This is a genomic window from Solitalea agri (assembly GCF_023914155.1).
Taxonomy (GTDB): domain Bacteria; phylum Bacteroidota; class Bacteroidia; order Sphingobacteriales; family Sphingobacteriaceae; genus Solitalea; species Solitalea agri.
This window is the reverse complement of sequence record NZ_JAMWYS010000052.1, coordinates 62,195-88,894: the sequence shown is the minus strand read 5'-3', so window position 1 is coordinate 88,894 and position 26,700 is coordinate 62,195. Positions and strand designations below refer to the sequence as shown.

The following is a 26,700-nucleotide window of genomic DNA, read 5'->3' as shown; positions in this document are numbered from 1 at the left end:
GCATCATTGACCGGATTTATACTAATATTCACTGTAATGAGGGCGGTGCCGCCATTGCCATCGCTCACCGTAGCCGTAAACGTATCAGTACCGTTATAATTCGGATTTGGCAGATAGGTAAATGAACCGTCGGCATTAAGGGTAACGGTTCCATTGGCAGGATCGGTGGTTTTGCTGAATGTGAGTGCATCGCCGTCGGCATCGGTCGCTAAAAGATGCCCCTCCAAAGAAATATCTTCATCTATTACAAAACTTAATGGAGTTGAAGCAACAGGCGGATCATTAACTGGTGTTACATTAATTGCAAGCAAGGCTGCTGCGCTTTCATTGTTGAAATTATCAGTAACCGTAAAACCTATCACGTCAAGTGGCGTTCCAAACAGATCAGAATTTGGTAAATAAGTAAGGTTAACAATGTCTGTGGCCAATATTTGCTGATTAATAACTACCGGCACACCTGAAAGTGTCAGACTACCCAAAATGGGCAGTTTAAGTATAGTTATATGATCAAACATGCGAAGTACCGTTGCTGTAAAGGGGAAGTCACTCAAAACAAATTGATATGCTATATCTTCAGTGGTAGTTACAGCGTTATTTGCTGTTTGGGTGCCAATATCGGTATTAACAATGCTAAGCAATTGAGTCTGTGTTCCCTGGTAGGTTGCATCACCACCTGTAACTGCTCCAATTGACACCAATACCGTTTCATTAGGCTCAACCAGGTTATCAACAACACTTATAAAATTAACCGATGCATTTATTTGGCCCACCGGAATGGTTACACTAGTTGCATCAGCAGAATAGTCATTGGGGTTAATTGCTGTTCCGGCCAAATTCAATGAGATCACAACATCTTCAAAAGTTGGATTTGAAAGTGAGAGTGTTAATACTGCAGCATCCCCCTCATTTACTGAAGTTTTATCAAACTGAATCGTTACTATAGGAGATGAAGTTTGATCTGCAATTGTTATTGTTAATGATTGTTGGGTTGCATTAGCGATTGCTTCGCCTCCAACAACAGTTACCGGAGCATCAATAATTATCGTTTCGTTTTGCTCATGAATATTATCTGTTAATGAATTAAGAAAAACTGAAGCCGATAATGCACCAGCCGGAATCGTTATTGTTTTAGCTATGGTATAATCGGTGCCTTCGGTTGCAGTACCACGCACGGTATAAGTAACTGTTACATCTTCATAAGTAGAACGACTTAAACTTGCGGTAACGCTCGCGCTTTCACCCTCAAAAACCGAGGTTTTATCTACACTCAATGTTACTTCTGGAGCTGCAGTTACATCTGTAATGCTTGCCGTTTTTTCGGCAGTTGCTGTGGGAATGGTTGCATTTATAGGACTGCTTAGGGATATATTAAAAGTCTCCATTTGCTCTTTTATATCATCTGCCAAAATATCAACCGGAATATCAAACGTATAAGTATCGGTTAATGCAGGAGGAATAAAGGTAATTGTATCAGTTATTCCCGAATAATCGACTCCATTAGTTGCCGTTCCATTAGCAAATGAATAAATAAAGGTAATTGGCAGTTCTGTTTGTCCGGAACCGGTTACAGTTATAACATGTTGTTCTTGTCCGGTGGTAAGATCAGGTTCGGCAAATACAGATGCAGGAGGCAGAAAAGCTAGTACTGGCACTGAATCATCATTTACTATAGTTCCTGTACCTGTTGCGATTCCCAAATTGGCATTTACCGGAGCCGATAAATTAACCTCAAAAGTTTCATCGTTTTCAAATATTGCATCCTGGACAATTGGAACATCAACAGTTACACTTAAAGATCCAGCAGGAATTGTAATGGTTCCTTGAGTAGCAGTGAAATCAATCCCTGAGGTTGCCTTAAAGCCCGCTAAGACCTCCGAAGTAGAATAACTAATATCAACTGGTTTTCCACTCAGCTTATCCAGGGAAATTGTAAAGGTCATGGGTTGCGCTCCTGCTCCATTGCCTTCTGCCTGACTTATATTATTGATGCTAACCAAAGGAGGATCATCATTATCAATAATTGTACAAACTCCCCCTACTCTGCTAATTACGGCTCCATTGGCATTTGAGAGGGTTAATAAGAAGGTTTCGTCATCTTCATCAATAGTATCATCTACTATATTAACCGTAACCGTTTGAGTTAACGTTCCTCCTGTTGGAAAAGTTAAAGACCCTGTAAGCAAATTACTCGCATTATAATCACTATTTACTTCTGCTGTTCCGTTAGTTATTGCATAATCAACTGTCACATCCTGACTTGTAGGATTACCTCCCAATGCCACAGTGAACGTAGCCGTTCCGGCATTTTCATCAACGGTAATGTCATTCACCGTTAATATTGGCTGACCGTCATCACCAATGATAGTTCCCGTGCCTACAGGTTTTGCTCCAGGTGAAACTAAATCGGCAAAATCAGCTGAGGTAATTTTAACCGTAAATGTTTCATCTCCTTCGGTAATTATATCTCCAATTACTTCAATAGTAACTTTTGCATGCAGAGTGCCGGCTGGAATTACCAATTGCGCATTATTAACCGCAATAAAATCCGAGCCTCCCGTAGCTGTTCCATTCGATGTGCTATAGGTCAATGTGATAGGACGTCCGCTCGGAGCACTTAAGCTTACATCAAAAGTTATTAGGGTGGTGCCTGTATTTCCTTCTACTACCGAGGCATCACTAATTGATAGCGTTGGCAAGGCATCGTCATTTACTATGGTTCCGGTAGCCACAGCCACACTTCCTAAGGAAACATTCACCGGATTAGCAATTGAAACTGAAAAGGTATCATCAGCCTCATTAGACAAATCGCCGTTAACGGCTATTGTTATACTTGCCTGAGTTGAACCTGCCGGAATGGTTATTATTCCGGAAGATGTAACATAATCAAAAGGAGCATTAGCCGTAACATCGTTGGTTTGGTAGGCAAAGCTTATATCCCTTCCACTTACGGCACTAAGCTGTACCGTAAACACAAAATCGGTTACTCCAGTATTTCCTTCGAGGAGGCTTACATTACCGCCAAAGCTTAATGTCGGCAAAGCATCATTATCAATTATGGTAACTACAACTGAAGTGGTTGATAAAATGGCATTCACCGGACCATTCAGGTTAAACCTAAACGTTTCATCATTTTCGTTCAATGCATCATCAATTATAGGTATGGAAATTTGAATTGAGGCTGTGCCAGCAGGTATTGTAAGGGTACTACTTACGGCTGTAAAGTCATTAGGAGACCGCGCAGTAACATTGGAAGTGGCGTAATTCACTTGAATATCTTTACCCGAAACTTTGTCTAATGTTAAGGTTACTACAGCACTTCCTGAGCTTTCATTTACCGCCACATTGGCCATACTTATAATTGAACGTTGATCATCGTCCAAGATGGTACCAATCGATATTGCCGAAGCACTTAATGTCGCATTGTCTGCCGAAACCAGTGTTACCGTGAAGGTTTCGTCATTTTCGTTCTTAGTATCATCATTAACCGGTACTGCAAGTGTGGCAGTTGTTGATCCGGCAGGAATCAATACTATTAAATTTGATCCTCCAACGTAATCATTATCGGCAACTGTAGCGGTTCCATCAGTAACTGAATAGACCAAACTAATATCTTTATCCGTTGGATTTGAAAGGTTAACTGCAAAGTCAATTTTGCCATTCGCCTCTAAAGCCGAGGCACTGTTAACAATTGAAATAATAGGCAGGTTATCGTCATTAACTATTGTTGCCGTACCTTGCGGCGTAATTATATTGGCGTTTGATGCATTACTTAAATTAACCGTAAAATTTTCATCACTTTCAAATTTAAGGTCTCCATTCACTTGAATGCTTACAAGTTTTGAAAGTTCGCCAGCGGCAAAAGTCAATGTCCCGCTTTGAGAAACATAATCATTATCAGTTGTAAGCGCTGTTCCATTTTGGGTAGCATAATCAATAGTAATAGTTTGAGTTGAAGGATTTGAGAGCGTTACCAGAAAATTAAAATTGTTCGTTCCCGCATTTCCTTCATTGGCCGAAACATTTGATATGGATGCCGAAGGAATTCCGTCATCATTTAATATAGTTCCGACTGCTATAACTGAAGCTGCATTTTGCGGAAAATCTACAGCAGTTGGATTATTTACAATCAATGAAAAGGTTTCATCATTTTCAAAGGTCAGATCTCCGTTAATCGGAATCGCAATTGTACCGGTTAATGTATTCGGAGGAATTTGCAAGCGACCTATAACCGCCTGGTAATCTTTCTCGGCACCAGTTGAAACCGCCGTTCCGTCAGTAGTTGAGAAGTTCATCGAAATCACCTTATCGGAAGTATTGCTAAGTTGAACCGTAAATATCATCAGTGTTTGTTGCCCTGCATTTCCTTCAATCATGCTTACATCAGCTATCGTAGCTACTGGTTGAGCATCATCATTAACAATCGTATTTTGAATGAATGTTGCAGGAGCACTGGCATTTATTGGATTTGTAAGTGAAATATTAAATGTTTCATCCGATTCATCCTTGGTATCACCATTGACCACCACCGTGAACACCTTATCGGTTTCCCCCGGTGCAAACACCACATGGGCGTTGCCCGCCTGGTAGTCATTATCGGCTGTGGTGGCCGTACCGTTGGCGGTGGCCACATCCACCTCTACCTGCTGGTAACTGGCATGGTCCAGCACCACATGAAAGTCGTAGTTGGTCGCTCCGCTGTTACCCTCATTCTGCGACAGGGAGGCGAGGCTCACCACCGGCTGAGCATCGTCGTTAACGATCGTCAGCGGTACATCCACTATGTCCAGCACCACATTCTGTGCATCACTCAGTGTTACGAACCAGGTTTCATCCGTTTCAAACTTCGTATCACCTATGACAAACAAGGTGGTGTCTTTGGCCGTAACACCCGGAGGCAGCGTAAACGGTATATTCACAAACACCCCGTAATCGTTATCGGCTGCCGTGGCCGTACCGTCTTTCGAGCTGCCGTTCCAGCTAACGGTCTGGTCTGTCGGGTTCGACAACCGCGCCTTGATCGTCAGCAAAGTGATTCCGCTGTTGCCCTCTTTCACCGAAAAGGCGCTGGCAGTTAAATGAGGCGCCTGGTCATCATTGGTGATCGTGCCTGTTACGCTTGTTTGGCCCAGGGTAGCATTGACTGCATTGCTCAGCTGCAAGCTAAAGGTTTCATTAGCCTCGAACTTCACATCGCCGTTGACAAACACCGTGATCGTTTTGCTCAGCTCTCCTGCGGCAAAGCTCAGCGTGCCGCTCGTGATGGCCACATAATCGTTGTCGGCTGTACTGGCCGTACCATTGGCCGTAGCATAATTAAAGCTCACCGCACTGGCAGAAGGGTTGCCGAGCGTGGCCGTAAACGTTAAAGCCGTGGTTCCGGTATTGCCCTCATTTACTGAAGCGGCGGCCACACTGATCGTTGGCACGGCATCATCGTCGGTGATCGTTACCTGCCCGGTAAGGTTGCCGGCTGTGGCGTTATTGATATTGCTCAGCACCACCGAAAACTGCTCATCACTTTCTTTTATATCATCTCGGGTAATGGCGATGCTGATGTTCTTGCTTGTCTCACCCGGCGCAAACGTTAAAGTGAGGTTGGAGACAGAAGTATAATCCGCCCCGGAGGTAGCCGTACCGGCCGAAGTACTGTAATCTACCGTGATCGTCTGGGCGCTCGGGTTGCTTAGCGTTACTGTTAAAGCGGCCGTAGTACTACCTGCTCCCGTACCTTCGCTCAGTGACTGGCTGGCAGGACTGATTGATACCGTCGGGATAGCGTCGTCGTTGCGGATCGTGCCGGTGGCGGTCGTTGTATTAATCGTAGTGTTTACCGGATTGCTCAAGGTTAGCGTGAAGGTTTCGTCGGGCTCTCGCTTGGTATCACCATTGACCACCACCGTGAACACCTTATCGGTTTCCCCAGGTGCAAACACCACATGGGCGCTGCCCGCCTGGTAGTCATTATCGGCTGTGGTGGCCGTACCGTTGGCTGTGGCCACATCCACCTCTACCTGCTGGTAACTGGCATGGTCCAGCACCACATGAAAGTCGTAGTTGGTCGCTCCGCTGTTACCCTCATTCTGCGACAGGGAGACTAGGCTCACCACCGGCTGAGCATCGTCGTTAACGATCGTCAGCGGTACATCCACTATGTCCAGCACCACATTCTGTGCATCGCTCAGTGTTACGAACCAGGTTTCATCCGTTTCAAACTTCGTATCACCTATGACAAACAAGGTGGTGTCTTTGGCCGTAACACCCGGAGGCAGCGTAAACGGTATATTCACAAACACATGGTAATCGTTATCAGCTGCCGTGGCCGTGCCGTCTTTCGAGCTGCCGTTCCAGCTGATGGTCTGATCACTTGGGTTCGACAACCGCGCCTTGATCGTCAGCGAAGTGATTCCGCTATTACCCTCTTTCACCGAAAAGGCGCTGGTAGTTAAATGAGGCACCTGGTCATCATTGGTGATCGTGCCTGTTACGCTTGTTTGCCCCAGGGTAGCATTGGTGGCATTACTCAGCTGCAGGGTAAAGGTTTCATCAGCCTCGAACTTCACATCCCCGTTGACAAACACCGTGATCGTTTTACTGAGCTCTCCTGCGGCGAAGCTCAGCGTGCCGCTCGCAATGGTCACATAATCGTTGTCGGCTGTACTGGCCGTGCCATTGGCCGTAGCATAATTAAAGCTCACCGCACTGGCCGAAGGGTTGCCGAGCGTGGCCGTAAAGGTTAAAGCCGTGGTTCCGGTATTGCCTTCATTTACTGAAGCGGCGGCCACACTGATCGTTGGCACGGCATCATCGTCGGTGATCGTTACCTGCCCCGTAAGATTACCTGCCGTGGCGTTATTGATATTGCTCAGCACTACCGAAAACTGCTCATCACTTTCTTTTATATTATCCCGGGTAATGGTAATGCTGATGTTCTTGCTCGTCTCACCGGGGGCAAACGTTAGGGTGATGTTGGAGACAGAAGTATAATCCACCCCGGAAGTGGCCGTACCGGCCGAAGTACTATAGTCTACCGTGATCGTCTGTGCGCTCGAATTGCTTAGCATTACTGTAAGATTAACTGTAGTACTGCCCGCTCCCGTACCTTCGCTCACCGACTGGCTGGTAGGACTGATCGATACCGTCGGGATGGCGTCGTCGTTGCGGATCGTGCCGGTGGCGGTCGTTGTATTAATTGTGGAGTTAACAGGATTGCTTAAGGTTAGCGTGAAAGTTTCGTCGGGCTCTCGCTTGGTATCACCATTAATCACCACCGTGAATACCTTATCGGTTTCGCCCGGTGCAAACACCACATGGACGGTATTGGCCTGATAATCGTTATCGCCTGTGGTGGCCGTACCGTTGGCTGTGGCCAAATCCACCTCTACCTGCTGGTAACTGGCATGGTCCAGCACCACATGAAAGTCGTAGTTGGTCGCTCCGCTGTTACCCTCATTCTGCGACAGGGAGGCGAGGCTCACCACCGGCTGAGCATCATCGTTAACGATCGTCAGCGGCACATCCACAATATCCAGCACCACATTCTGTGCATCACTCAACGTCACATACCATACCTCATCGGGTTCAAATTTCGTATCGCCAATGACAAACAGCGTGGTGTCTTTGGCCGTAACACCGGGAGGCATCGTAAACGGAATATTCGCAAACACATGGTAATCGTTATCGGCAGCTGTAGCTGTACCGTCTTTCGAGCTGCCGTTCCAGCTGATGGTCTGATCACTTGGGTTCGACAACCGCGCCTTGATCGTCAGCGAAGTGATTCCGCTATTACCCTCTTTCACCGAAAAGGCGCTGGCAGTTAAATGAGGCTCCTGGTCATCATTGGTGATCGTGCCCGTTACACTTGTTTGCCCCAGGGTAGCATTGACTGCATTGCTCAGCTGCAAGCTAAAGGTTTCATTGGCCTCGAACTTCACATCCCCGTTGACAAACACCGTGATCGTTTTACTGAGCTCTCCTGCGGCGAAGCTCAGCGTGCCGCTCGTGATAGCCACATAATCGTTGTCGGCTGTACTGGCCGTGCCATTGGCCGTAGCATAATTAAAGCTCACCGCACTGGCCGAAGGATTACTCAGCGTGGCCGTAAACGTTAAAGCCGTGGTTCCGGTATTGCCTTCGCTCACCGAGGCTGCAGAGATACTGATCGTTGGCACAGCATCATCGTCGGTGATCGTTACCTGCCCGGTAAGGCTGCCGGCTGTGGCGTTATTGATATTGCTCAGCACTACCGAAAACTGCTCATCACTCTCTTTGATATTGTCCCGGGTAATGGTAATGCTGATGTTCTTGCTTGTCTCACCGGGGGCAAACGTTAGGGTGATGTTGGAGACAGAAGTATAATCCACCCCGGAAGTGGCCGTGCCGGCCGAAGTACTGTAATCCACCGTGATCGTCTGAGCGCTCGGATTGCTTAGCGTTACTGTTAAAGCGGTCGTAGTACTGCCCGCTCCCGTACCTTCGCGCAGCGACTGGCTGGCCGGACTAATCGATACCGTAGGGATCGCATCGTCGTTGCGGATCGTACCGGTAGCCGTAGTGGTATTAATTGTTGCATTTATTGGATTGCTTAGCGTTACGGTGAAAGCTTCATCCGCCTCTCGCTTGGTATCACCATTGACCACCACCGTGAACACCTTATCGGTTTCACCCGGTGCAAAAACCACATGGGCACTGCTGGTCTGGTAGTCATTATCGGCTGTGGTGGCCGTACCGTTAGCCGTGGCCACATCCACCTCTACCTGCTGGTAACTGGCATGGTCCAGCACCACGTGAAAGTCATAGTTGGTCGCTCCGCTGTTGCCTTCATTCTGCGACAGGGAGGCGAGGCTCACCACCGGCTGAGCATCGTCATTAACGATCGTCAGCGGTACATCCACGATGTCCAGCACCACATTCTGAGCATCACTCAGTGTTACGAACCAGGTTTCATCCGCTTCAAACTTCGTATCACCTATGACAAACAAGGTGGTGTCTTTGGCCGTAACACCCGGAGGCAGCGTAAAGGGAATATTTACAAACACCCCGTAATCGTTATCGGCTGCCGTGGCCGTACCGTCTTTCGAACTGCCGTTCCAGCTAATGGTCTGATCACTTGGGTTCGACAACCGCGCCTTGATCGTCAGCGAAGTGAGTCCGCTGTTGCCCTCTTTCACCGAAAAGGCGCTGGCAGTTAAATGAGGCACCTGGTCGTCGTTGGTGATCGTGCCTGTTACGCTTGTTTGGCCCAGGGTAGCATTGGCTGCATTACTCAGCTGCAAGCTAAAGATTTCATTAGCCTCATACTTCACATCACCGTTGACAAATACCGTGATCGTTTTACTGAGCTCTCCTGCGGCGAAGCTCAACGTGCCGCTCGTGATGGCCACATAATCGTTGTCAGCTGTACTGGCCGTCCCATTGGCCGTAGCATAATTAAAGCTCACTGCACTGGCCGAAGGGTTGCCGAGCGTGGCCGTAAACGTTAAAACCGTGGTTCCCGTATTGCCTTCGCTCACCGAGGCTGCAGAGATACTGATCGTTGGCACAGCATCATCGTCGGTGATCGTTACCTGGCCGGTAAGGCTGCCGGCCGTGGCGTTATTGATATTGCTCAGCACTACCGAAAACTGCTCATCACTCTCTTTGATATTGTCCCGGGTAATGGCGATGCTGATGTTCTTGCTTGTCTCGCCAGGCGCAAACGTTAAGGTGAGGTTGAAGACAGAAGTATAATCCGCCCCGGAGGTAGCTGTACCTGCTGCCGTGCTGTAATCTACCGTGATCGTCTGGGCGCTCGGGTTGCTTAGCGTTACTGTAAGATTAACTGTGGTAGTGCCTGCTCCCGTACCTTCGCTCACCGACTGGCTGGCAGGATTGATCGATACCGTCGGGAGGGCGTCGTCGTTGCGGATCGTGCCCGTGGCCGTGGTTGTATTAATCGTAGTGTTAACAGGATTGCTTAAGGTTAGCGTGAAGGTTTCGTCCGCCTCTCGCTTGGTGTCGCCATTCACCACCACCGTGAACACCTTATCGGTTTCGCCCGGTGCAAACACCACATGGGAGCTGCTGGCCTGGTAGTCATTATCGGCTGTGGTGGCCGTACCGTTGGCTGTGGCCACATCCACCTCTACCTGCTGGTAGCTGGCATGGTCCAGCACCACATGAAAGTCGTAGTTGGTCGCTCCGCTGTTACCCTCATTCTGCGACAGGGAGGCTACATTCACCACCGGCTGGGCATCGTCGTTAACGATCGTCAGTGGGACATCCACAATATCGAGTACCACATTCTGAGCATCACTCAGTGTTACGAACCACGTTTCATCCTCTTCAAACTTCGTATCACCTATGACAAACAAGGTGGTGTCTTTAGCCGTCACACCCGGAGGCAGCGTAAAGGGAATATTTACAAACACATGGTAATCGTTATCGGCAGCTGTAGCTGTACCGTCTTTCGAGCTGCCGTTCCAGCTGATGGTCTGAGAACTCGGGTTGGTTAGCCGGGCCTTGATCGTCAGCGAAGTGATTCCGCTATTGCCCTCTTTCACCGAAAAGGCGCTGGCAGTGAGATGAGGCACCTGGTCATCGTTGGTGATCGTGCCCGTTACACTTGTTTGCCCCAGGGTAGCATTGACTGCATTACTCAGCTGCAAGCTAAAGGTTTCATTGGCCTCGAACTTCACATCCCCGTTGACAAACACCGTGATCGTTTTACTGAGCTCTCCTGCGGCGAAGCTCAGCGTGCCGCTCGCGATGGCCACATAATCGTTGTCGGCTGTACTGGCCGTGCCATTGGCCGTAGCATAATTAAAGCTCACCGCACTAGCCGAAGGGTTGCCGAGCGTGGCCGTAAACGTTAAAGCCGTGGTTCCCGTATTGCCTTCACTCACCGAGGCTGCAGAGATACTGATCGTTGGCACAGCATCATCGTCGGTGATCGTTACCTGCCCGGTAAGGCTGCCGGCCGTGGCGTTATTGATATTGCTCAGCACTACCGAAAACTGCTCATCACTCTCTTTGATATTATCCCGGGTAATGGCAATGCTGATGTTCTTGCTTGTCTCGCCGGGGGCAAACGTTAGGGTGATGTTGGAGACAGAAGTATAATCCACCCCGGAAGTGGCCGTACTGGCCGAAGTACTGTAGTCTACCGTGATCGTCTGGGCGCTCGGGTTGCTTAGCGTTACTGTTAAAGCGGCCGTAGTACTGCCCGCTCCCGTACCTTCGCTCAGCGACTGGCTGGCCGGATTGATTGATACCGTCGGAATCGCATCGTCGTTACGGATCGTGCCGGTGGCGGTCGTTGTATTAATCGTAGTGTTTACCGGATTGCTCAAGGTTAGCGTGAAGGTTTCGTCGGGCTCAAATTTTATATCACCGTTTACAGTAACTGGAATAGTAGCAGAAGTACTTCCTGCAGGAATAGTTAATACTCCAGAGGTGCCAACGTAATCTTCTCCCACCAAAGCTGTCACATTAGAAGTTGCATAATTAACACTCACATCGCAGCTAACGGACTGACTAAGTTCAATCTGAAAATTAGCGACAGTAGTACCGGAGTTACCTTCAAGAATTGAAGGAACACTGACAATTGTTAACAGAGGTATAGGAGAAACAGCAAAACGAATAGCATTACTTGCTAATGGGTTAATACACGCTCCAGAGGTGATAGTTCTTCGATAATAAGCTGACTGAGGCAATACAGGCGGATCATAGTTAGCATTCTGACCTGCCGTGGTTATATTCGACCAATTTGTGCCATCTAAACTAGATTGCCACTGGTAAGAATACCCTCCACTTCCCCCTGTTGGAATGGATCCGTTTATTAATGATGGATTGCTTCCATAACAAATATTTAATGAGGAGGTTGCGGTTATTGTATTATTGCCAATTGCCGGTGTAATCGTTACTACTGCATTCCCTGTAACATTATACCCACAGTCTGTTGTTCCATCATCAACACTTTTAAGGGTGTATGTGGTAGTTGCTGTTGGGCTTACCGAAAATGAATAGGAAGCGTTGTTGATATTATTGATTGAAAAATCGGTTGTTCCATCAGAATAAACAATGTTCCAAGGCGGGTTTCCAGTTAAGTTAAGCGTAAGCAAAGCTGTTGTTCCCGAGCATACAGTTTGAGTTCCTGACAGTATTCCTGAAGGTGATGAGCCAATTGAAATTGACGGAGTGTTTCTTTTATTATTGGCAGGAATTGCGTCGACATTTGGAGAATTTGGTGCGACCGTAGCCTCCACCGAAGGAATAGAAACAGGTGCATCTGGTTTTACTATAGCCTTTAATACCAATGAAACAATTGAGCCTACAGGCAAGTTAGCCGTTGAATTAATGGTTACAATTCCTGTTGAAGAATTATAAGAGCCTCCTTGGGTAGCGCTATCAAAAGTTAACCCATCCGGAAGTGGGAACTGCACATTCAGGCCTGAGATAGCATTCACCGGACCATTATTTCGGATTTGAAAAGTGAGCTCCGCATTGTCACATCGTTTCATTGAGCTTACATTTGGTGTGATCTGCTCCAGATTAAGATCCGACTGCCCATTTCGGGTATCTGAATCATTTGCTGTATTATTTCCAACCGCATTAGCAGGTTCACTTGCCTCCGCCACCGTAACTGTATTTACTAAAGGATCTGTAGTAAGGCTAACTGCATAACTAACTGGTACTGTAAAAACCAATGTATTTCCAGTTCCAACCTGTAAGCTTGCTCCGGTTATAGCTATTTTATTGCCTCCAATAGGCCCCGAAATTGTTCCTATTGAGCCGCCAGTAGCACTCCCAGTAACTGCACCGTTTATAGTCACTCCGAGAGGCAGGGTATTTGAAAGAGATATATTGCCTGCATTGGTCAGACCGACATTACGAACGGTAATGACATAAGAACCTGTACCCCCTGGAGTATAAGATGTTGAGTTATCTGATATTTCAACCGAAATATCAGTCTGTGAAATAACCTGTACCACATCAGTTGATGAGTTATTTGATGTGGTAGTTTCTCCGGCTACACTCACTGATGCCGTATTGGATAAAGAAGATGCGGCCGTTTGGTCGACTTTAATTGGAATGACCAGATCAGGATAGGTACTTCCCGGAGTGAGCGCATCAGACCTTACAGCGGTTACTGTTTGGTCGTTTACAGTAACTGCCCATCCATTTGAAGCATATGTTGAACCTTGTGGAGTTAACCCTGCAGGAAGAACATCAGTAACCTGAACCTGATTGGCTGTACTGCCATTGGCTGATGAATTATTGTTAACCTTTATCGTAAAATTGTAACTCCCTCCTCTGACAAAACTACCGCTATGAGTCTTAGCAATACTTAAATCAGGCCGTCGGATTATTGTAGTTATTTTTGAAACATCATTAGTCGGATCCAAATCAATAAACCCCGTAGGAGAATAAACCCTGGCAAGATTGGTTATTTGACTCAATGTTCCACTTGTTTCATTGAGTTTACCAGTAAGCGTAAAAGTGCCGGAACTATTTGCTTTTAAGGTAGTAGCACGCAATTCTAAAATATTGCCATTAGCCGTTACAACACCTGCATTTTGAGCATTAGATGAAGAGAATGAGCTATTTACCAATGAAAAAGAGGGTGGCAAAGTATCTCTCACGATTGTATTATTGGCATCGGTACCCGAGCCGTTTTGAACATCAATGGTGTAAGAAAATGTCGTTTGGTTATCAACTCCTGAAGGGCCTAGTTTAGTAACAGAAAGGTTATTGCTGGTGGTGGCAAATAAGTTGCGTAATTCATGAACATTTTTCGACCCACCAGTTGAGCCGGCAAAGCCGACACGTAGCCTGGCTGGCGGATTAGCTAACAGAGAAGAATTTATTGAAGGTATAATGGTAACAAAATCTCCGGTTGGACTTGTTTTAAGTTTTATAGATATTTTAAATCCCGCACCACTAACTGGTTCTAATAAAATTTGCACCCTGCGGTAGAATTGGGCAGAAGTTGGACGTATTGAGGTAGTCGTATTATAATCCACACTTACACCTTTCATTGGACTACCCGTAACACCCGAATGGGTACCTCCGATGTAAGCATAATTACTCGAAGGTCCTCGAATAGCAATTGCGTCGGGTAGTAAGTTTGACCCGCCTATACCCCCATTTTTACCTTCAGAACTAATAATGAAATTGCCAAACTCATCGATTCCTATTCCTACATAGCCCCCGGTAAGTCCTGCTACACCTGTTTTTTGGGCATATCCCAAGGATCCTCCATCGGCTCCAATGGCAAATTTTTTGGGGCCGCTGTTATTAATATCATAACTGGCATCAAACAAAAAAACTGAAAAGCCATCAGCTTTGCTGCTACTATTTCCCCACGACAGGAATTCAAAATCAATAATGGCACCCATATCGGGCGTAAACGACTGGTTAATGTAAGCCCATCCAACCTGATTATTGGCATCTTCAGTTAACCTCAGGTAGCCCTGTCCTATAGGATCAGCTCCCGATTGACCGGTACCGGTTAAACGAGCCTTCCCTCCCAGTGTAATACCGGTAATGGAACTTCCAGTTAATGGCTCATTTATAGTAAACTGACCCTTTACTGTCGAGGTAAAAAAGAGAATTATTAGAAGAAATATAAATCGGGCTCTATGTACAGTATGGTGCATACAAAAAATAAGGGGTTATTAATGTATTGAACGCACCGCTGTGGCTGAGAGAAGGCTGATACCGAGATTGGAAAGCGCTTAAAGTGCGTAAAAAAGTATCATCATATCAATATTGTATACTATCCTATCTATTAAATTTAATAAATTAAGCGCAAAAGAAAAACAGGGGAGGCTATGAATCTGTGGTTTGTTAGTGCTTAATTTTCAACCACTTTCGAACCTATTGAACTAACGATTCAGAATAATTTTCGGTTATTTTTTCAAAAAACTATACTATATGGAAATAGCAATTGTGGCTCATGATGGAAAAAAAGATGAGATGAATTTTTTTCTGACCAAAAATCTGGAAGTCTTTAAACAAGATCACATCCGATTGATAGCCACTGGAACCACCGGCAAAATAGCAGAAAACTTAGGATTAAATGTACATAGGTTTCTTTCAGGACCGCTAGGTGGTGATGCTCAAATTGCCGCACGTGTAGCAGAAGGTATTACCAAAATGGTTTTATTTTTCAGGGATCCTTTAAATGCCCATCCGCATGAACCGGATATCATGATGCTTATGCGTCAGTGCGATGTGCATAATGTGCCTTTGGCAAGCAATCCGGCAACGGCCGAACTGTTAATAATGGGACTTAAGCATTAAAAAACGTATCCTTCGACTCCTCTACCAATGACAACATAGCCCGCAGATGACACTGATTCTCGCAGAAAAAACACAAATTCTGATTAAAGAGAAATCTGCGTTTATTTGCGTTATCAGCGGGAGTTACTTTCTTGTCATTACATTCAAAAATTATTGCTTTTGCAATTAGCAACACTCAGAGTGACACAACGTTCAGAACTCCTTATTTAAACTGCTCCAGCTTTCTAAAAACCGTACCGCCTTTGTCTGAACCATATACCAGCTTACCGGTAGCATTGTACCCCCGCTCCCAAAGCATCAGCGTGCTTTCACTACAATAAAGCTCGATGGTCTTGTAAACCGCATTGGCAGGCAATCCGGCTACGCAGGTATTGGCCTTTGTCCCTCCTGTAAATTCAATCATAGTTTTACGAACTATGTACAGTGGGCAACTTAACTTTACCAACATAGTATCTGTTAAGCCAGCAAATAACGGTGTTTTTGATTTCCAGTCGGTAATCAATGGAAGGGATGTTTTAGGCGTGAAAATCTCAATGAAATAACGATTCTGATCGGTTTGCTTCACATGCCAAACAAACTGTTGATGGGGCAGATTTGTCGAATCAGCTCTAAACCGCTCGGCATAAAACCACAATTCATCATTTTCCTTTTCGGCCCAAATCTGTTTCATAACAAACGTCTCAGGTTTTGTATCTATACTAAACCGTGCCTGATCTTCGTTCGAAAACCGCCCGCTTAAGTTTTCGCGTAACTGCTTAAGTTCTTTGCTTAGTTTTTGTGCTGAAACAATAGGTCTAATCAGTATAATTTGTATTAACAGGGTAATTATAAAAATCCTTTTAAACATTTTTTTGTTGTAGATAATCTGTTATAGTTATGATTTGAGTTTTATCAAAAACTGATAAAGCTAACAAATCATTATCTCCTGTTATTAAATGTGAAGCATTACCATCTTTCGCAAGAGCTAATAAAAAGTCATCTTTAGGATCTCTACAATGAGTCAGGTGAGACTTTACTTCTATAAACTCAGCTACCTCATCAATCAATCGCAAGAGCTTTTTTAATTCAATCCTTGAAATTTACTTTTTTAATTTAGGTCGTTCTATAACCGACAGGAACTCTTCTAATAATTCATCACTGAACAATAAAATTGAATCTTTGTCGGAAAGAATCGAATCTAATTTTGAGAATTCATTAGAAATTAAAAAGCTAATCCACAAATTGGTATCTAAAATAATCCTATCGGGTTTATTTAGCATAACGCTTTGCTCTTACATACTCCACCTCTTTAGTAATCTCATCTAATGATGGTGCATTAATCGCTTTTTTTCTGATTTTTTGAATATAGCTGATAAAAGATGGCTCTTTATTCTCCTGAATAGCAATAAGCTTTAAATCAGCCAAATCTTGTAAAAGTTTAACTGCTTTCGGGTTTAATATTTCTACTTTAATTGTATCCATATCTCAAATATAAATATTCTTTAGCCCTATTCCATTCCTTAAGCCACATCTTCAATCATTTACAACTTTATGTTATTCTATAAATCTCGGGTTATGGGTTACGGGTTACGTGTTACGGATTTCGAGTTACTTGTTTCGGGTTACGAGTTGCTTAACAAAGTCCTGCCTATTCGAAAACCGTAACTCTAAATTATCTAAGCTGACGCAAATATTGTTGAACAGTATTTTCGAGGCCGAGGTACAGTGCATCGCAGATCAATGCATGGCCGATGGAAACTTCCATCAGTTCGGGCATATTATCTTTCAGGTATTTAAGATTGTGCAGATCAAGATCATGTCCGGCATTTACTCCTAAACCCAATTCTGCCGCTAACTTAGCCGCTTCAAGATAAGGCTGTATCGCTTGCTCTTTATTTTGATGATAACCCGTAGCATACGATTCGGTATAGAGTTCGATGCGATCGGTTCCGGTTTCGGCAGCGCCATCCACCATATCAATCACCGGATCAACAAAAATAGAAGTACGAATTCCGTTCGACTTAAACTCGGCAATAATATCCTTTAAATAAGCACGATGACGAATGGTATCCCAGCCAGCATTAGAAGTGATCGCATCCGGAGCATCTGGGACCAAGGTAACCTGGGCGGGTTTTACTTTTAGCACCAAGTCCATAAATCGTTCATCTGGTCGGCCTTCAATATTAAATTCGGTAGTTAATAAAGGTTTTAGATCGATGCAATCCTGGTAACGAATATGGCGTTCATCGGGACGAGGATGAACGGTGATACCCTCAGCACCAAAACGTTCACAATCTAATGCAACTTTTATTATATCAGGGTTATTACCACCTCTGGCATTTCTGATGGTAGCTACTTTATTAATATTGACACTTAGCTTTGTCATTGTTATCTGTTTAAAAATTCTTGAATAGCATTAATTAATTGTTCCTGCTGTTGTTGTTTCAGGTAAATCCTTGCTTCAGCACTTCGCTCTTCACAATCAGTTAACCGGCAACGTTCACAGGTAATGTTAACCAAGCGTCGTGGAATATTCTCATCATTTACAAACCTCACCTTTTGTGTAAGTTGCTGATTGATCAGCAAACCAATACTTACGGTGCTGTTTTGAGTCGGCGTACGTCGTGCAACACTAAACAACAGGTACTCATTCGTTGAATCGACATAAGAAGAACGTTGAATTCCGGAGATCCATTGCTCTTTAGGTGCTTTTTCCAAATCATTTAACAGCCATATCGAGATCCAGCGATTGCAATAATGCTCGTGCCTAAAGCTGGCATGCGGATTATGCAAACCTGAAAGATGGAGTTCTTTGGATAGATGAACTTCCTTATCCGATTTATTACGGTCAAATTTAAGAAAGAAAAGCTGGTTAAGTCCGAAGAATTTTGGAAGAATACTGGTTAAGCGATACATGAACACTTCAGGAGTGGCCGTATATTTCTGCATGATCTCATCCAGACTTTCAGCCGACCATTTCTTATGAGCAAAGAATCCCTCCATGTCTTCAATGAGCTGATCGCAGGAAACCAGCACTGCTCCGGCAAAATAGGAAGTCCTAAAGTTGTTTAGCACTACATCAAATGACTCCACCTTAACCCACACCGAGGTATATGAACGATTTTCGATATTCAACAGCTGAAAACCGATCTCCTTTGCTAAAATAAAAGCCTTTTGTTCAACACTCAGTTTATCATTTATCAGCAGTTCTTTATTATTCGAGTCGAATAAGGAACGTAGCTCTTTTAACTGCTCATTTTTCTGAAGTGAATATTTAACTTTTATTGAATAGTCGGTTAAAAGCACCTGTTCGAGCTGAGCTATCAACGAGGTTCCGTTCCCTTCAATATTTTTCTCTTCGATAAAGGTTGATGCCAGCTGCTCCAAGTCGCCAAAGTAGTTCTCACGCATTTCCTGGTACGAGCGCAAGGCATCAAAATAAAACTGTTCCACACTAATATCGCGGTTGCGGGCAATTTCAATTAAGGTATTTACGAAAGCCCCAAATTTTGCCGGCGCAGTAGCAAACACATCTACCAAAGTAGAAATATCAATCCCGAAATGCTCCAAGGGAAGTTCTTTCATTAAGTCAGAACTAAGCAAACGGGCAACCGCCAACAGCTTTTTATCGATCTCTAATGATACCAACTGATCATAAGGAACATCCAGCGCATCAGCAATCAAAGCGATCTTACTGGGTTTTGGGTGTTTCTTTCCCTTTTCAATTTCGTTGAGATACGAAACCGAAACCCCGGTTTGTTGTGCCAATTCGGTAAGCGAAATGCCTTTATCGGCTCTTGAGCTACGAATTTTAAGCCCTAAAATGAGTCGGATTGTTTCTTCGTTGAGTATCAAATTGATTGATTTTGCTGTTTCTGTTATCAATAATACGCAAAAACGAGAAACTGCACAAAAAGCGAAAAAAATATTTCAGCGAAATTTCGCTATTGAAGAATTTTTACTATATTCGGATTAATCAATCAATAAATCTTTTCATTATGGACCAACTTACTACAGGCTACTTGGTGGAAATAAGCAAAGACCTGAACAACCACTCTATTACGCTTCTTACTCCCGAAGCGATTGACTTTTTAGTTTTCCTTCATCAAAATTTCGAACATGAGCGTCGCGAACTACTGATCCGTCGGATGGAACGTCAACGTGAAATTAATACCGGAAAACTTCCTGATTTTCTTCCTGAAACTGCAAGCGTTAGAAATGGTAACTGGAAAGTCGCTCCGATTCCTGCTGACCTTCAAAACCGTAGAGTGGAAATTACCGGTCCTGTAGATAAGAAAATGATCATTAATGCGCTTAACTCAGGCGCTAATGTTTTCATGGCCGATTTTGAAGATGCCACTTCCCCTACCTGGGACAATGTGCTATCGGGACAACAAAACTTAAAAGATGCCATCAGAAGGGAAATCGATTTTGAATCGGAAGATGGCAAACAATATAAACTCGATGAAAAAACAGCGGTGCTATTGGTTCGTCCACGGGGCTGGCATTTAACCGAGGCTCATTTTAAAATTGAAAACCGCCCTATATCCGCTTCATTGTTCGATTTCGGGCTTTACTTTTTCCATAACGCCCGTAAGCTAATGAGCCAAGGAACCGCTCCATATTTCTACCTGCCGAAACTCGAAAACCATTTGGAAGCTCGACTTTGGAACCAGGTATTTGAGTTTGCACAAGAGTATATGGGCATACCTCGCGGAACCATAAAAGCGACCGTGCTGATCGAAACCATTTTGGCTGCTTTTGAGATGGATGAGATCTTATATGAATTGCGTGAACATATTGCAGGATTGAACGCTGGAAGATGGGATTATATATTCAGCATCATTAAGAAATTCAGGATGCAGCAACAGTTTGTATTGCCCGATCGCTCATCGGTTACCATGCGTGTACCTTTCATGAGGGCCTACACTCAGTTGCTGGTACAAACCTGTCATAAACGGGGAGCACATGCTATTGGGGGCATGGCTGCTTTTATTCCTAACCGCAAAGATGGTGAAGTGACCCGCATAGCTCTTGAAAAAGTTAAAGACGATAAACAGTTTGAGGCCGAAAACGGCTTCGACGGTACTTGGGTTGCCCACCCAGATCTGATTCCGATTACCAGGGCAACATTCGACCTGATGCTGGGAACAAAGCCTCATCAAAAAAATGTTCTGCACGATGACATTACCATAACGGCCAAAGACCTGTTAGCTATTTCATCAGCCGGCAACACCATTACCGAACAAGGCGTACGCACCAATGTAAATGTTGGTATTCGTTATATCGCTGCCTGGTTAAATGGCATTGGAGCAGCCGCCATCAACAACCTAATGGAAGATGCGGCGACAGCCGAAATATCGAGGGCCCAACTGTGGCAATGGGTTCGTCATGGCTGCATAACAGACCAGTGGAAACTGATCGACCGCCATTATGTAAACGATATTATTGACGAAGAGCGCGAAAAACTGAAAGAAGAAGTGGGCTTTGACCGATACCATTCGGAGAACTACATGCTGGCAGGCTGTCTTTTCCACGACTTGGTGTTCAGCAAGCAGTTTCCAGAATTCTTAACCTTACAGGCCTACTACTACATACAGCAAAACGATTAATTACAAAAGCGACCAATCAATCAACGGCTAGCCTCAACCCTCATTAACAGAGGGTGAGGTAAAGCTATTACACCCTATAAATCATATGAATACTATTGAGAAAGCGCAGCAACTGGCTGCGGAATGGGCGAGCCATGCCCGCTGGACCGGCATTAAACGGAGCTATACTGCCGAACAGGTAATTAAGCTGAAAGGCAGTGTCACCATTGAACATTCCCTTGCTCGATTAGGCGCTGAACGACTTTGGAAACTGCTGAACGAAGACCATTATGTATCGGCACTCGGGGCCCTTACCGGCAACCAGGCCATACAGGAAGTGCAGGCAGGATTAAAGGCTATTTATTTGAGCGGATGGCAGGTGGCTGCCGATGCCAACCTGGCCGGTGAAATGTATCCCGACCAAAGTTTGTACCCCGCCGACAGTGTTCCAAAGGTGGTGAAGAAAATCAACAATGCTTTATTGCGCGCCGACCAGATACAAACAATGGAAGGACGAGATGATGTACACTGGATGGCTCCGATTGTGGCTGATGCCGAAGCCGGATTTGGCGGCAACTTGAACGCCTTTGAACTGATGAAAGCTATGATAGAGGCGGGAGCTGCAGGCGTTCACTTTGAAGATCAATTGGCATCAGCAAAAAAATGCGGGCATATGGGTGGAAAGGTATTGGTTCCTACGGGAGAGTTCATTGCCAAACTTAATGCTGCACGTTTGGCAGCCGACGTGATGGGAGTTCCTACTTTGCTGGTAGCGCGCACAGATGCTGATGCCGCTACCCTACTCACCAGCGATTGCGATGAACGCGATCATTCGTTCATCACTTCAACCGAACGAACCACTGAAGGTTTCTACAAGGTAAAAGCGGGCATCGAACAGGCCATTTCACGAGGGCTTTCCTATGCACCATACGCTGATTTGGTTTGGTGTGAAACCTCGAAACCTGATATTGGACAAGCTCGTGAGTTTGCTCAAGCTATAAAAGCAGCATACCCGAATAAACTATTGGCCTATAATTGTTCGCCTTCTTTTAACTGGAAAAAGAATCTCGACGATGAAACCATGCTTACTTTCCGCGAGCAACTGGCCGATATGGGATATAAATTTCAGTTCATTACCCTTGCAGGATTTCATGCCCTTAATACCGCTATGTTTGAACTGGCCCTGAATTACAGTGAGAAAGGAATGCTTGGTTTTTCCCATCTTCAACAGCGTGAATTTGAACTACAAGAAAAACATGGATTCAGGGCCGTTAAACATCAGGCATTTGTTGGAACCGGGTATTTTGATGAGGTGCAGAACACGATTATGAATGGTTTAGCTTCAACCACCGCCTTGAAGGGATCGACAGAAGAAGAGCAGTTTCATTAGGAGCGTCGTACCCGCCATCAGACAAGTATTGCTCCAATGAAAGCAAAAAAGAAATTCAGATTTCAGAGTTTTAACCCTCCGAAGTTTGAATTTCTTTTTTTACCCATTTCATTCAATAAGTTGACTATTGATTAAAATAATTATTTTGGAGGGCTGAAACCGCTGTTTGTTATGATTGAAAGAAAAGAATGCGTTCAGCTAAATGAAATATAGACGCAACTAAACCCATACTAAACGCAACGAGTTGCATATACCGACTCGTTGTGCGTAATTTTAATCAACGTTCATCTGCTTAAGTTAAATTTAATGAGAATCCTGATCTTATTCATGTTGGCGTGTTTGACATTGCAGGCTCAATGTCAAGTTGCTATTATTCAAGACAATGATGGCTTTACGAATGTTCGGTCAAAACCAAATGCAAATTCAGAAATAGTCTATAAAATTTCTGTTAACGAAGTATTTTGGTATAATTCTGAAGACGATGATTTTCAAAAAAGTGAATGGGTTGAAGTCTATGTTTTAAAAAACAAATACTCATTCAATTCAATTCAGTCGGAAACAGTTAATGGATTCATTCATAAATCAAGACTTCTACCACTCGACAAGCTAAAGATTTATAAGGCATCTGACTTTAACTTTGAGTATGTTATTCAACCTTTTAAAACTCAAAACCATATCATAGATAGGGATAAATCTCAATGGGTTTCGGCTATCGATGGTAGGCACGCTTGGGGGACAGATGGAGGACTTCCTCGTAAAGAAGTAATAAAAATCAACCTAACTATTCAAGGGAAAATAATTCAAGTTTCGAGTGCATTCTTTTGTGACATTTACGAATGCGAAAATTCTTTCAATGTTTATAAAAACGGTGAGACTTATTTTGTTTACCAACACAATAGCGATGGAGCTGGAGGTTATGAACTTGTGTGGGTATTTACAAAAGACGGACTTAAGCAAAGACTTGTTGGATCAATAATATAAAAACTACGCACAACACGCGCTATGCCGCAAGTGCTGGCGATGTGCAACTTGCAATTTCAAACAGGTTAAATTATTTTCGTCATGCTGGACAATGGAACGGAACTTTCTTCGCACCTGCGTCAAGCGCAAAACGTTAGCGGTCATGTTAAAAATGAGACACATTGCAATTTTAATTATACTTCTGAGTTTTCTGACACCTTGCTCAGGTCAGACAAGCACTAATACGACAAAATTCAAAAAAGAAATACCTACTTGGAAAAATGGGGAAGAGGACCTTTTTTACAAATTGACACAGCAGAAAGTAAAACAGCTAAAAATTGACAGCTTGCAAAGTGGCTATGACTCACTACAAATAAGAATTTGGTACGACTACTCATTAATGACACTTCGCAAACTTCTTGTCATTAAGCGTACAAATAATACTTGGACTGCAACCTCCTACACAATGACAGTGGACTGGAATGCGTCAGATTTAACCGAGATAGTGAAAGCCAAAAAGATAGAAATACTAAATCCCAAAAATGGATGGAGCAGTTTTCTTAATAAATTATTCTTTTTACAAATCACGACTCTTCCCAACATGGACAACATTCCTGGACTCCAAGATGGGTGGACCGACGGTATAAGCTATAATGTTGAAGTAGCGACAAAAAAACAATATCGTTTTTATGGTTATCACTTACCCGACAAATTTCAAGACAAATACTGGCAAGCAAAAAACATGGTTAAGATTTTAAAATTAGTTGAAATTGAATTGGGAATAACAAGCGGAATACGATGAAAACACGAACCGTTAACACAGGTGGCTGTTGCACAACTATGATAATGGAAGTTTTTTAACCATGAATATTGAACCTTTAGTTGTGCAACAAGCACAATCGCTTTCCAAAAGCGCTTGCGACCTGCAACTTTGAACAGAAAACCTAATTAATAAATTACACAACGGGCAAGCCCAGCACGTTATAGGCAACCCTAAAGAACATTGCAAATCAATATATGATAAACCAATTTTCAGCCGTAATGGCTCGACGAACAGAGCAGAACTTTTAAAAATTTTAAATCAACAGCGAGACGACTATCAACCTGAGGCAATTATTGCAGCGGAACAAGAATTGGCATTACGTAATTTATCAGATGACCAAATCGAAACAGCCAACCAAGAAAACATAAGAATAACTGAAATAACTGAATCAAAATCAAATACCCCACTTGGGACTTTTTGGAAAGTTTTGACTTTTATTTTCCCAGGAGTTATCCAGATTATTTTCTCTGGAACATTTAAAGCTGATGGCTACGATAGAAAAGCAAAGGAACTTGTTCGTTGGACACTGTATGGTTTCAGTTTTTATCTAGGATTAGCTTTCCTAATATTTCTAATAGACTCATTTTAATAAAAAATAAAGGGCTGCTTATAAAACAGGTTTACTGTCCGCGCGAGAGATATACGACTTTGAAATCAAAACCAAATTAAACCTTAGGATTAGGAATGATGGAAATATTCCTCGTGTCACAAAATTTTCATTTAAATCATCCTAGGTATTGCTCCAAACATAAAAAGAAATTCAAACTTCAGGGTTTTAATCCTCCGAAGTTTGAATTTCTTTTCCTTTTATGCGGATACAGAAAAGTTAAACGAGCTATCTATCAGATGGCAATAATTGGATAATCTACCTCCTTAGGATAAACAATTCGAGCGGGAACATCATATAAATCCAACACCAATTTCTCCGTTAAAGCCTCTGATGGCCGACCTTCTACTATTTTCCTTCCGGCCTTAAGGGCCACTAAATGATCTGCGTATTGCATAGCTAAATTCAAATCATGAATAATCGCCACAACTATGGTGTTCTCTAAAGCGATTTCTTTAGCGATCTTTAAAAACTCATGCTGATAGCCCAAGTCGAGCGAAGCTATTGGTTCATCAAGAAAAAGATAGCGCAGCTCGTTTTGGTGAGGCTCCCAGATCTGTGCTAACACACGTGCAAAATGCACTCGTTGCTGCTCCCCTCCTGAAAGTGTCAAATAGTTTCGATTGGCAAAACCCTTCATCTGCAGCTTTTCTAATGCCAACCGACAGATCTCAATATCCTTTATGGAAGGTTTATAATGAAAATGCGGATAACGGCCCATCATCACAACTTCTTCCACTGTTAAGGGAAAAGGCATATCTGTTTGTTGAGAAAGTACAGCCCTGTATTTTGCCAGCTTTTTCTCCGATTGCTTTTTTAATGCTGCATCGCCCAACCATATTGTTCCCACGGTAGGTGTGAGCGTTCCACTCATCATTTTTAGTAAGGTGGATTTGCCTGATCCGTTTGGACCGATGATCATCGATAACTTACCCGGTTCAAATTCTCCTGAAACACCTTTAATGATCTCATTACCGCCGATAGAAAAACGCAGATTCTCCAACTTAAGCATAAAAACCTCCTTTTTTCTCAGATCGAACCTGATTAATAAGCATCATTAAAAACACAGGAGCCCCAACCAATGCGGTAATAATTCCAATTGGCACCTCAGCGGGAGCCATCACTACACGAGCTAATAGATCAGCCAGTACTAGCCAAACAGCACCAAGCAGAGCAGAACCAATTAACAAAAAACGATTGTCACTGCCACCGAGCATGCGCAACAGATGTGGTACTACTAATCCAACAAAACCAATTACTCCTACCATAGCAGTAGCTACTCCCACCATCAATGTGTTGATCAGGATAATTTTCCATTTCAGCGATTCCACATTAATGCCTAAATGCAGCGCCTCGGCTTCTCCTAACAAAAGTGCGTTGAGCGATTTAGCATATCGAAGTGCAAGTACGAAAGAAATTATCGTTGCTGTTAGAACCAAGCCTAAACCAAACCAATCAGCTCCTGAAAAAGTGCCTAAATTCCAAAAAGTAATTGAACGGGCTTGTGGATCTCGTGCTATGTACGATAGAAAACCGGTTCCACTTGCAGCGATGGCATTAACTGCTACACCAGCCAAAATCATGGTAGCCACAATAACCCGACCCTTGGTATTCGACACTTTAAAAACAATAATCGTTGCCAATAAGCCCCCTGCAAAAGCTGCTGCAGGCAGTAAAACAGGTTCGAAAATAGTTCCAGCAACCCATTTCATCTGTTTGCCCAAAACAAATATCGATGCAGCACCGAGGGCTGCACCCGACGAGGTTCCAATCAAACCTGGTTCAACAATTGGATTTCTGAACAATGCCTGCATCAACGTTCCCGACATCGATAGAGCCGCTCCTACAACCGCGCACATCAATACCCTGGGAAGACGTATTTGAAAAAACACTTCTTTATCCAGCGCCGGCCACTGATTATTCGAAATTCCTGATTGCTCTAAAATAAAATCGCATAGCTGGCTGTACGAAAAATGGATGGCACCCTGGCTACAGGCAATAAGTATTACACCCAGAAGCAAAAGCGCCAAACCTCCATAGATTCTGCCGTGTGTTGATTTCATCATTT

13 protein-coding genes and 1 pseudogene are annotated in these 26,700 nt (G+C 44.0%); 6 read left to right on the top strand and 8 right to left on the bottom strand.

Translation table 11 applies throughout. The annotated features are described in order from the left end of the window. Positions 1-14,636 (bottom strand): Calx-beta domain-containing protein (locus NF867_RS14530; RefSeq protein ID WP_252588959.1); only part of this gene is annotated, 14,636 nt, incomplete at its 3' end. A gap of 277 nt (positions 14,637-14,913) precedes the next feature. Between NF867_RS14530 and NF867_RS14525 the strand changes: the two genes are divergently transcribed. Beyond that, complete coding sequence (locus tag NF867_RS14525) at positions 14,914-15,282, top strand: methylglyoxal synthase (protein WP_252588956.1); 369 nt, start codon at positions 14,914-14,916, stop codon at positions 15,280-15,282. A 202-nt stretch (positions 15,283-15,484) separates the two neighbouring features. Here the strand turns inward: NF867_RS14525 and NF867_RS14520 are convergent, their stop codons facing one another. From NF867_RS14520 to NF867_RS14500, 5 genes and pseudogenes are all read right to left on the bottom strand, one after another. Beyond that, the gene (locus tag NF867_RS14520; protein WP_252588954.1) at positions 15,485-16,129 is read right to left on the bottom strand and encodes a chromophore lyase CpcT/CpeT; all 645 of its coding nucleotides are present in this window, start codon (positions 16,127-16,129) and stop codon (positions 15,485-15,487) included. After that, positions 16,122-16,541, bottom strand: a pseudogene (locus NF867_RS14515) (putative toxin-antitoxin system toxin component, PIN family). Before NF867_RS14515 ends, NF867_RS14520 begins: the two are co-directional and overlap by 8 nt. Further along, positions 16,531-16,743, bottom strand: coding sequence for a hypothetical protein (locus NF867_RS14510; protein WP_252588952.1), 213 nt, complete (start codon positions 16,741-16,743; stop codon positions 16,531-16,533). The pseudogene NF867_RS14515 and the gene NF867_RS14510 overlap by 11 nt, the downstream one beginning before the upstream one ends. Before the next feature lie 190 nt (positions 16,744-16,933). Further along, complete coding sequence (locus tag NF867_RS14505) at positions 16,934-17,647, bottom strand: pyridoxine 5'-phosphate synthase (RefSeq protein ID WP_252588950.1); 714 nt, start codon at positions 17,645-17,647, stop codon at positions 16,934-16,936. A gap of 2 nt (positions 17,648-17,649) precedes the next feature. Then, positions 17,650-19,116: a helix-turn-helix domain-containing protein gene (locus NF867_RS14500; RefSeq protein ID WP_252588948.1), complete on the bottom strand. Its 1,467-nt coding sequence runs from the start codon at positions 19,114-19,116 to the stop codon at positions 17,650-17,652. A gap of 143 nt (positions 19,117-19,259) precedes the next feature. On the opposite strand from NF867_RS14500, the gene aceB reads away from it, so the two are divergent. The 5 genes from aceB (at position 19,260) to NF867_RS14475 (ending at position 24,614) form a co-directional block, all read left to right on the top strand. Next, positions 19,260-20,873: a malate synthase A gene (aceB, locus tag NF867_RS14495; protein ID WP_252588946.1), complete on the top strand. Its 1,614-nt coding sequence runs from the start codon at positions 19,260-19,262 to the stop codon at positions 20,871-20,873. Positions 20,874-20,958: 85 nt separating this feature from the next. Beyond that, a complete protein-coding gene (gene aceA / locus NF867_RS14490; protein WP_252588944.1) occupies positions 20,959-22,242 on the top strand; it encodes an isocitrate lyase in 1,284 nt (427 codons plus the stop codon). 306 nt (positions 22,243-22,548) lie between these two features. Further along, positions 22,549-23,223: a hypothetical protein gene (locus NF867_RS14485; protein ID WP_252588941.1), complete on the top strand. Its 675-nt coding sequence runs from the start codon at positions 22,549-22,551 to the stop codon at positions 23,221-23,223. Between the two features lie 151 nt (positions 23,224-23,374). Then, positions 23,375-24,004: a hypothetical protein gene (locus NF867_RS14480; protein ID WP_252588938.1), complete on the top strand. Its 630-nt coding sequence runs from the start codon at positions 23,375-23,377 to the stop codon at positions 24,002-24,004. 331 nt (positions 24,005-24,335) lie between these two features. After that, complete coding sequence (locus NF867_RS14475; RefSeq protein ID WP_252588936.1) at positions 24,336-24,614, top strand: hypothetical protein; 279 nt, start codon at positions 24,336-24,338, stop codon at positions 24,612-24,614. Between the two features lie 253 nt (positions 24,615-24,867). Here NF867_RS14475 and NF867_RS14470 read toward each other — a convergent pair whose 3' ends face one another. Further along, the gene (locus NF867_RS14470; protein ID WP_252588935.1) at positions 24,868-25,644 is read right to left on the bottom strand and encodes a heme ABC transporter ATP-binding protein; all 777 of its coding nucleotides are present in this window, start codon (positions 25,642-25,644) and stop codon (positions 24,868-24,870) included. Beyond that, the gene (locus tag NF867_RS14465) at positions 25,637-26,698 is read right to left on the bottom strand and encodes a FecCD family ABC transporter permease (protein WP_252588933.1); all 1,062 of its coding nucleotides are present in this window, start codon (positions 26,696-26,698) and stop codon (positions 25,637-25,639) included. Before NF867_RS14465 ends, NF867_RS14470 begins: the two co-directional genes overlap by 8 nt. Between the last annotated feature and the right edge of the window lie 2 nt (positions 26,699-26,700).